Origin of the sequence: Paracoccus sp. PAMC 22219 (assembly GCF_000787695.1) — a bacterium.
Taxonomy (GTDB): domain Bacteria; phylum Pseudomonadota; class Alphaproteobacteria; order Rhodobacterales; family Rhodobacteraceae; genus Paracoccus.
Window position 1 is genome coordinate 1 of record NZ_BBPH01000143.1, and the last position, 7,621, is coordinate 7,621.

8 protein-coding genes and 2 pseudogenes are annotated in these 7,621 nt (G+C 66.8%); 7 read left to right on the forward strand and 3 right to left on the reverse strand.

Annotated elements, in window-relative coordinates; genetic code table 11:
* Nucleotides 1-265 precede the first annotated feature (265 nt).
* Both TY51_RS22810 and TY51_RS15365 read left to right on the forward strand, forming a co-directional pair.
* A complete protein-coding gene (locus TY51_RS22810; protein ID WP_197054792.1) occupies nucleotides 266-415 on the forward strand; it encodes a hypothetical protein in 150 nt (49 codons plus the stop codon).
* Between the two features lie 3 nt (nucleotides 416-418).
* Nucleotides 419-910: a hypothetical protein gene (locus TY51_RS15365; RefSeq protein WP_197054793.1), complete on the forward strand. Its 492-nt coding sequence runs from the start codon at nucleotides 419-421 to the stop codon at nucleotides 908-910.
* Here the strand turns inward: TY51_RS15365 and TY51_RS22125 are convergent.
* Nucleotides 900-1,418, reverse strand: coding sequence for a substrate-binding domain-containing protein (locus tag TY51_RS22125; RefSeq protein ID WP_052650318.1), 519 nt, complete (start codon nucleotides 1,416-1,418; stop codon nucleotides 900-902). The genes TY51_RS15365 and TY51_RS22125 overlap by 11 nt on opposite strands.
* Before the next feature lie 448 nt (nucleotides 1,419-1,866).
* Here TY51_RS22125 and TY51_RS15375 point away from each other — a divergent pair.
* Nucleotides 1,867-2,331 (forward strand): annotated as a pseudogene (locus TY51_RS15375) (VOC family protein).
* Here TY51_RS15375 and TY51_RS15380 read toward each other — a convergent pair.
* A complete protein-coding gene (locus TY51_RS15380; RefSeq protein WP_231559088.1) occupies nucleotides 2,322-2,669 on the reverse strand; it encodes a helix-turn-helix transcriptional regulator in 348 nt (115 codons plus the stop codon). The pseudogene TY51_RS15375 and the gene TY51_RS15380 sit on opposite strands and share 10 nt — an antisense overlap.
* 90 nt (nucleotides 2,670-2,759) lie before the next feature.
* Between TY51_RS15380 and TY51_RS15385 the strand changes: the two genes are divergently transcribed.
* The 3 genes and pseudogenes from TY51_RS15385 (at nucleotide 2,760) to TY51_RS15395 (ending at nucleotide 4,538) form a co-directional block, all read left to right on the forward strand.
* On the forward strand, nucleotides 2,760-3,200 hold the full coding sequence (locus TY51_RS15385; RefSeq protein ID WP_042251024.1) for a YeeE/YedE family protein: 441 nt from the start codon (nucleotides 2,760-2,762) through the stop codon (nucleotides 3,198-3,200).
* Nucleotides 3,200-3,631: a DUF6691 family protein gene (locus TY51_RS15390; protein ID WP_042251026.1), complete on the forward strand. Its 432-nt coding sequence runs from the start codon at nucleotides 3,200-3,202 to the stop codon at nucleotides 3,629-3,631. The genes TY51_RS15385 and TY51_RS15390 overlap by 1 nt, the downstream gene beginning before the upstream one ends.
* Nucleotides 3,628-4,538: pseudogene (locus TY51_RS15395) on the forward strand (MBL fold metallo-hydrolase). Before TY51_RS15390 ends, TY51_RS15395 begins: the two are co-directional and overlap by 4 nt.
* A 296-nt stretch (nucleotides 4,539-4,834) precedes the next feature.
* Here TY51_RS15395 and TY51_RS15400 read toward each other — a convergent pair.
* A complete protein-coding gene (locus TY51_RS15400) occupies nucleotides 4,835-6,265 on the reverse strand; it encodes a fused MFS/spermidine synthase (protein WP_042251027.1) in 1,431 nt (476 codons plus the stop codon).
* A 169-nt stretch (nucleotides 6,266-6,434) separates the two neighbouring features.
* Between TY51_RS15400 and chrA the strand changes: the two genes are divergently transcribed.
* Nucleotides 6,435-7,621, forward strand: a 1,187-nt coding sequence (chrA, locus tag TY51_RS15405; RefSeq protein ID WP_042251029.1) for a chromate efflux transporter, incomplete at its 3' end; no start/stop codon positions are given.

Below are 7,621 nucleotides of genomic sequence, written 5' to 3' on the forward strand. Positions count from 1 at the left end.
AAGGTTGGGGAGCAGCGCACCATGGGCCGGACTCCAATCGCAGATGGAGGAAATATCCCATGGCAGGTCATCCGCAATACGACGAGCGCAGTCAGCCAGGCGGTACGCATGAACCTGATCTAGAATAAATACTGCAGGGGGGCAGCCATCTCTCGCGCAAAATTAGGTAGATAGTGTCTGGAACAGAGCGACTGCACGTCTTCTGCTGCAAGCTAGCTTTCAACCAATCGCTGAGAAGAATGTCCAATTTTGCAACCTATACAACATGACGACGACCCAGGAGGAAATGATCCGGGTGGTCGCCGGGTTGACGGACAAGGCGGGCAACCTTGAAACAGGGCGGGTCTATCCCAATCAGCTGGCGCCGATCATCCGCAACGGAGCAGAGGGCCCGGAACTGGTGAAGGCCCGATGAGACATGCCCTTTCCCCGCAGCATTCTGCGGACCGAGCGCGATCCCGGCGTGACGAATATCAGAAACCTGTCCTCGCCGCATTGGCGGCGCTGGCTGGGCCATGAGCATCGCTGCCTAGTGCAGCTGACCAGCTTTTCTGAGCCACGGGGCAAGAGGCACGGGGCCCAGTGTCCCGCTCCAACCGGTGGCGGCCCGATCCTCTTCGCCGGGATCAAGGCGCGCGGCTGGAATTCGGTACGCACGGTCAAGGACGGAGAGCCGACGGACGATCTCTTCGATTTCCTGACCAGCCCGCCCAATGCCGAAGTCGGCGCGATCCATCCTAAGGCAATGCCGGTTATCCTTAACGACGGTGCAGGAACGGGAGGGTTGGCTTGGCGGGACTGCGACCGAGAAACTGCAGCGGCCATTGCCAGGCGGGCCCCCGACCCCGATCGAGGAGCTGGTCCGATGGCGTCGCACGGGAAGTATAGCACCGCATCAATCATGCTATGATATGATATGATTGATCCATCCGATAATTCCAGGTCGGCGCCAAGCGCGCGGATCGATGCTTGGACACGGTCCAGCCAGCACTTAGGGGATGTCCATGGGGCATGATCGACCACCGTTCGTGATGGCGGCGGTCCGGCAGAGCTGCGTTCCGCAGGCGGTTCGTGTCCGCGAATGCCGCAAGCCCCCTGCGGGGCAGCAACGTATAACCCACGCCCTGTGCCACCGGCGCCGTGACCTGACAGATCTGGTTCACGCGCCTGCGCACGCGCAGCCTGTCCGCACCATCAAAATCGTCAGAGAGATTCAGTGCGAGCAGGTCACCCGCATAGTGATGGCAGTCCGGGTGATCGATCAGCCCGAGCGCCTCCAAGTCGCTGAAAGGAACCGGACCCGGGGACCCGGCAGGCATCACCAGGCACAGACCCTCCTGCCCCATCCGCTCCGCGTCGATGCGGGGATGGCGCGGGTCGCGGTCGGTGACGCCCAGATCGAAACGCCTGTCCAGCACTGCGGCAAGAACCTGAGCCTGCAGCGACCTTGACATAGATGGACAAGCGCGGGGCGGGTTGCATCAGCGCGATGGCATGGGGATTGAACAGCATCACCAAGGTGCTCGAACAAGCGACGCGCACAAGGCCCGCATCAGCCAGTCGGGTAAGTTGGCCTCGCGCAGGGCGCGCTCCTGCGCATGGCACGCATGCCACAGATCGCGCGGGCTTGCCACCGCGGCGGTCCGGGTGAACCCGTTGCAGGCGCAGATGTCGGAACACGCCCGGCTGCGTCATGTTCAGCGGCTGCGCCGCGCGGGTGAAATGCCCCTCCTTAGCCAAGACGGTGAAGGTCTCGATCCAAGGGGTGTTCAGCAGCCATGTTAACGCCGCTTTTGGGAAACAATGAGGGATGAAATTTTTCAGACGTGATCACGCCTGTGTGGATCGTTTGGACTGGCACAGGAGATTACCCCCCCCCTTTCCCACCCCGGCCTGTCGGTCCCAAACCTGGACGCCGCCGTCGCCTTCCATTCCGGCGTCCTGGGGTTCTATGTCCTGATGCAGCCGAGCACCGTGACCGAGGATGACAGCGCCATTGGCGTGATGTGTACCGATGTCTTCGGCCCCTGTTGGGACCGGCTGCGGATCGCGTACCTGTCCACCGGGGACGGGATCGAACTGTTCGAATTCGCGGGCAGCCATGCCGCCGACGGCAATTTCGACTTTCACCGCAACAGCACGTTCCATTTCGTGATCAAGGATCCGGATCTGGAGGGGCTGCTGGCGCGGATCATCGCCGCCGGAGGCAAGCGGATGCACGTGCGCGAATACTTTCCGGAGGTAAGGCCCGTCTGAGACCCGTTCGGCAACGTCTTTGAATTGTACAGCCACAGCTATGAACTGACCTATTCGGCGGGCGCCTATTCCTGATCAGGCCGGGCGGGCGCGTCCAGCCGCGGCTGGCAGAACGCCGCGTAGAGGGCCTGCATCAGCACCTCGAGGTCGGGGTCGCTGATGCGGTAATGGATCGTCTGCCCCTCGCGGCGGGTGGCGACCATCCCGGCCTCGCGCAGGCGGGCCAGATGCTGGCTCAGCGCCGACTGGCCCAGGCCCACCGCCGCCTGCAGCGCGCCGACCGGGCGTTCGCCCTTGGCCAGTTCGCACAGGATCAGCAGGCGTTTTGCGTTGGCGACCAGCGCCAGTCGGGCCGCGACGTGATCGGCCATGTCCTGCAGCGCCACGACGGATGGATCGGGAAGATCGCTCAATATATTAGCTTTGACTTATTTAGAGGAATCGAATATATAGCTTAGCAGACGCGCCAACCGGCGCAATCCCCGGTGACAGGACAGGCGATCATGCTGACCGAGACGACCTTCACCCCCTGGGCCTCGCTTGGCGGCGGCATCCTGATCGGGATCAGCGCCGTGATGGTGATGGGCCTGTTCGGACGCATTGCGGGTATCGCGGGCATCACCCAGGGCGCGATGGCCCTGCCCGGCGCGGCGCGCGACCGTGACTGGCGGATCGCCTTCGTGCTGGGCCTGATGGCCGCGCCGCTGGCGATTCTGGCCTTGGGCGGGACCATCGTTCAGACCGTGCCGGGGAACCTGGCGCTGATGGTCGTCGCGGGCCTGCTGGTCGGGACGGGGACCGCGCTTGGGTCGGGCTGCACCTCGGGGCACGGGGTCTGCGGGCTGGCGCGATTGTCGGGGCGGTCACTGGCGGCGGTCGCGACCTTCATGGCGGCGGGGTTCGTCACCGTCTTTGTGCTGCGCCATGTGATGGGGGGGCTGTGATGCGCGTCTTATGGGGATTTCTGGCCGGGCTGATCTTTGGCGTAGGGCTGATCGTGTCGGGTATGGCCGATCCGGCCAAGGTGCAGAACTTTCTGGACCTTGCCGGGGCGTGGGACCCCAGCCTGGCCTTCGTGATGGGCGGCGCGACCGTGACCACCTTCATCGGCTATCGGCTGGTCTGGCGGCGGGCGGCGCCGGTGCTGAACCCGACCTTCGACGTGCCGACCAATCGCCGGATCGACCGGCCGCTGCTGACCGGCGCGCTGCTGTTCGGCGCCGGATGGGGCATCGGCGGGTTCTGCCCCGGCCCTGCCCTGACCGCCCTGCCCCTGCTGGCGCCGGGCACGCTGGCTTTCGTTCCGGCGATGATCCTGGGCCTGTGGATCGGCGCCCGCCTGAAATCCGCACCCGTCATGAAGGGGACCGCATGAGCCTGCTGAAAGAACCCGTCATCCGCCATTCCCCGTCCACCGGTGCTGACAGCCCGGATGTCTGGGGCATCTATGACCCCGATACCGGGTCGATCCAGTATGTCTGCGCCGACCCGGCCACGAAACGGGCGGCGCTGATCGATGTGGTCTGGAACCTGGACCCCAAGCACTATCGCTTTTCGACCGGCAGCATGGACCAGGTGCTGGCGCTGGTGGCCGAACAGGGGCTGACCGTGGCCTGGGTGCTGGACACCCATCCGCATGCCGACCACGTCATGGCCTCGGCGCAGCTGGGACGGCGGACAGGCGCGCCGACCGCCATCGGCGACAAGGTCGGTGACATCGCCCGCATCTGGGCGGGGCTGTACAACCTGCCCCATGCCTTCGACCCGGTCCGTGATTTCGACCGTCTGCTGGCACCGGGAGAGACGATCCTCCTGGGCGATCTGTCGATCCGGGTGATGCTGTCGCCGGGGCACACGCTTGGTCGGTGACCTATGTCTGCGGCGATGCGGCCTTTACGCATGACACGTTGATGCAGCCCGATGCCGGCACGTCGCGCGCGGATTTTCCGGGCGGCGACAGCAGCCAGCTGTGGGACTCGATCCAGGCGATCCTGTCCCTGCCGGGCGACACGCGCCTGTTCGTGGGCCACGACTATGGCACCAAGGACCGGGACGAACCGCAATGGGAGGCGACGGTGGCCCAGCACCGCGCCACCAACCGCCATGTCCGCGACGGCACGCGTCGCGAGGACTGGATCGCCCTGCGCGACGCCCGCGACGCAACGCTGCCCCTGCCCGACCGGATCATGGCGGCGCTGCAGATCAACCTGCGCGGCGGCCGCCTGCCCCCGGCAGAGGATGACGGACATCATTACCTCAAGGTCCCTGTCGACCGGTTCTGAGACCTCAGTCGTTCCGCGTGCGGCGGACCACATGCCCCGACCTCGACGGCGGCGCCTGCAAAGATGACCTGCAAAGCCGGGGGCCGGTCGATCACGACGCGTAGCAACCGCATGGTGCACAGGCGCTGAAAATCGTCACGCCGGTGGTTTCCTCCGCGGACTGCCCATCATGGCGTCACACAGTTCCGGCTCATTCTGACAGAAGGGCCGCTGCGAATTCCGGTCTTCTACCGCCATTGTACCCCATGCGGGGTTCCAAGATCATCGGTCGAATTGAACCGCGATGACAGGGCGCGCTAGCGGTGGCCAATCCAGCCGCGGTCGTCGGTGAAGGCACGCCCCGCCGCCAGCCGGACGGGGCCGTAATCCGCCGGATAGGCGGCCACCGGGTCCAGCGGCGCGTCCGATGCCGCCAGCATGATGTTGGCCAGCCCGCGGTCGCTGACCGGACCCTGAACAGCCTGAACATGCGGATAAAGGTCACTCAGGATCGCGTGGATGCCGCGCGCCAGCGGGCCGTCCGGTTCGTCGATCAGGTTCACATAGACCGGCCCGTCGACGATGTCGTGCAGGCGGGCATAGGTCTCGTGCGTGGCCAGATGCGCGGGCACCGACCCTGACGAGAACGCGTCCATGACCGCCGCGTCGAACCGCTGTCCGGTCTGGTTCAGGAATACCCGGCCATCTGCATGCACGATGCCAAGGCGCCCCCCCTCCTCGCGGTCGATCATCGCACCCGCCCAGGGCATGGCGTCGCGGACCACGCGGGTGATCAGGGGGTCGATCTCGACCGCGACGGCGCGGGCATCGGGGCGCTGTTCCAGCAGCATCGTGGGCAGGCTATAGCCGCCCCCGCCGATGAACAGGACCGACGGCGCGGCGCCCAGGTCGCGGTCCATCCGCGACCAGATCCAGTCCGTATAGGACAGCGTCAGGTGATCGCCGCCATCGGTTGCGATCCGTTCGGCGGCCTGCTGGGTGCGGTCGGAATAAAGGTGCACCGCGCCGCCATGGCGCTGCACGTCGATGCAGGACATCCCGGATTCGTACCGGCACAGCGGCCCGCTGGCGGTGATCGCCGCCACCGCCACAGCCCCCGCCGCGACCGCGATCACCGCGTCGGGCCGCGACAGGCGACGCGCGCCCCCCTCGCCGCGCGCCCGTACCAGCGCCGCGCAGATCAGCGCCACCGCGCCGCACCCGGCAAAGGTCGCCACCGATCCCGCCAGCGGCAGCGTCACGAACCCGGCCAGCACCGCGCCCGCGATCGCGCCAAGAGACCCGGCCGCCAGCACCAGCCCAAGCGACGACCCCTCGCGTCCAGGGCGGGCATCGACGGCCATCTTGGCCAGAAACGGCGACGGAAAGCTGACCAGCACCGATGCCGGAAAGAACGCCAGGAACACCGCCAGCAGCATTCCCCCGGTGTCGCGCGCGCCCAAGGCATAGATCAGCCCCAGAACCGCAGGGGACGCCGCCATCAGCGCCGCCGTCGCCACCAGCGCCAGCCTGACGCTGCGCACCGCCACCGCCGGTTCGCGTTCCGCCACCAGCCCGCCAAGCGCACTGCCAAGCGAGAACCCGGTCAGGATCGTGGCGATCACCGATGTCCAGGTCACCAGCGACGTGCCGAAGAACGGCGCCAGCACGCGGCCCGCGGCGATCTCGTAGGTCAGGCCGACGGCCGACAGCACGAGGATCAGGGTGATCGTGGTCCAGAACCGCATCGGGGTCTCCTTGGGCAGGTATCAAATCGGGGCTGGGCCTGCCCTGCCACGGAATGCGGCGCAAGGGAATGCCCGCGCGTGTCACGGTTCGGCCATGGGACCGCGCTAGCTTGACCGGCGCCCGCGGCGCGGGATAACCGCGCAGAAGACGCCTTGCAAAGGACCCGAGATGCCCGACCGTCCCTATCCGACCCTGGCCCAGGCCACCCGTATCTGGGCGCGGATCGGCCTGCTGAGTTTCGGCGGCCCCGCGGGCCAGATCGCCCTGATGCACCGCATCCTGGTCGAGGAACAGAAATGGCTGGGCGAACGGCGGTTCCTGCACGCGCTGAACTATTGCATGCTGCTGCCCGGCCCCGAGGCGATGCAGCTGGCCGTCTATATCGGCTGGCTGATGCACCGCACCATCGGCGGGATCATCGCCGGGCTGCTGTTCGTGGTGCCCGGCGTGGTGGCGATCATGGCCCTGTCCTGGATCTATGCGATCTGGGGCGATACCGGCGCGCTGGAGGGGCTGTTCTTCGGCCTCAAGGCCGCGGTGCTGGCCATCGTGGTGCAGGCAGTGATCCGCATCGGGTCGCGCGCGCTGAAGAACCGCACGATGATCGGCATTGCCGCGGCCTCGTTTGTCGCGATCTTTGCGTTCGGCGTGCCGTTTCCGGTGATCATTCTGGGTGCGGCCCTTGCGGGGTTCATCGGCGCGCGGGCCGGTCTTCCGGCGTTCCGGGGCGGCGGCGGGCATGGCGCGGCGGGTGGCGTCCAGATCGCGGATGCCGACACGCTGCTGGGCGACGGCACACCCGATCACACGCGGGTCAGCGCCGGGTGGGCTGCGCGCATATCGGCGGTGTTCCTGGGCCTGTGGCTGCTGCCGGTGGCGGCGCTGTTTCTGGCGCTTGGGCCGCAGAACGTGTTCTCTCAGATCGCCGGGTTCTTCAGCGTGATGGCGGTGGTGACCTTCGGCGGTGCCTATGCCGTGCTGGCCTATGTCGCCCAGCAGGCGGTCGAGACCTATGGCTGGCTGGCCCCCGGAGAGATGCTGGACGGGCTGGGCATGGCGGAAACCACGCCGGGGCCGCTGATCATGGTGACCCAGTTCGTGGGCTTCATGGGGGCGCTGCGCGAGGCGGGCGGCATGCCGCCGCTGCTGGCCGCGACACTGGGTGGGCTGCTGACCACATGGGTCACGTTCCTGCCCTGCTTTCTGTGGATCTTCCTGGGCGCGCCCTTCATCGAACGCCTGCGCGACAACCACGCCCTGACGGCGGCGCTGACGGCGGTGACAGCGGCGGTGGTGGGGGTGATCCTGAACCTGGCGCTGTGGTTCGGGCTGCATGTGCTGTTCGGCCAGCTGCG

Coding starts and splice junctions, on each gene's coding strand:
- TY51_RS22810 (WP_197054792.1), top strand. CDS start 266: ATGACGACGACCCAGGAGGAAATGATCCGGGTGGTCGCCGGGTTGACG.
- TY51_RS15365 (WP_197054793.1), top strand. CDS start 419: ATGCCCTTTCCCCGCAGCATTCTGCGGACCGAGCGCGATCCCGGCGTG.
- TY51_RS15390 (WP_042251026.1), top strand. CDS start 3,200: ATGCGCGTCTTATGGGGATTTCTGGCCGGGCTGATCTTTGGCGTAGGG.
- TY51_RS15385 (WP_042251024.1), top strand. CDS start 2,760: ATGCTGACCGAGACGACCTTCACCCCCTGGGCCTCGCTTGGCGGCGGC.
- TY51_RS15400 (WP_042251027.1), bottom strand. CDS start 6,265: ATGCGGTTCTGGACCACGATCACCCTGATCCTCGTGCTGTCGGCCGTC.